Origin of the sequence: Kitasatospora cheerisanensis KCTC 2395 (assembly GCF_000696185.1) — a bacterium.
Taxonomy (GTDB): domain Bacteria; phylum Actinomycetota; class Actinomycetes; order Streptomycetales; family Streptomycetaceae; genus Kitasatospora; species Kitasatospora cheerisanensis.
This window is the reverse complement of the sequence record NZ_KK853997.1, coordinates 6,668,878-6,669,507: the sequence shown is the minus strand read 5'-3', so window position 1 is coordinate 6,669,507 and position 630 is coordinate 6,668,878. Positions and strand designations below refer to the sequence as shown.

Annotated in this window: 1 protein-coding gene and 1 pseudogene; both read right to left on the bottom strand. The window is 72.5% G+C overall.

The features are described from left to right. Positions 1-386 (bottom strand): annotated as a pseudogene (locus tag KCH_RS40225) (GTP-binding protein); the annotation flags it as partial. Beyond that, the coding region (locus KCH_RS29930) for a DUF742 domain-containing protein (protein ID WP_208866002.1) at positions 367-630 on the bottom strand (264 nt) is incomplete at its 5' end. The pseudogene KCH_RS40225 and the gene KCH_RS29930, both read right to left, overlap by 20 nt.

Sequence of the window (630 nt, the reverse complement as noted above, 5' to 3'; positions counted from 1 at the left end):
CGGGATGCCGCGGTGCTCGAAGAAGTCGACGGCGGGGAAGCAGTCGGTGAGGCGGCGGGTGTCGGCGAGGACGACGGCGCCGAGCGCGCCCTGCGCGAGTTCGTCCCAGAGGAACCAGAACCGGTCCTGGCCGGGGTGCCGAACAGGTAGACGGCCAGGCCGTCCCGGATGGTGATCCGGCCGAAGTCCATGGCGACGGTGGTGGTGGTCTTCCGCTCGACCCCGCCGAGGTCGTCGACCTGGCTGCCCGCCGCGGTCAACTGCTCCTCGGTGCGCAGCGGTCTGATCTCGCTGACGGCGCCGACCAGCGTGGTCTTGCCGACGCCGAAGCCGCCGGCGACCAGGATCTTCAGGGCGAGGTCGGTGTCAGAGCGCACGGAGTCCATGGATGACCTCCTGGAGGATGTGCTCGTGCGGGAGCAGGGCCGGCGGGACGGGGCGGCTGACCCGGATCTGTTCGGCGTCGAGCAGGTCGCCGAGCAGCACCCGGACCACGCCGAGCGGCAGGTCGAGTTCGGCGGCGATCTCGGCCACCGACAGCGCGTTGCCCCGGCACAGCCGGAGGATCGCGGCGGCCTCGGGGCCGACCGGCAGCACCGCGGGGTCGGGGATGTCGGTGACCACCAGGGG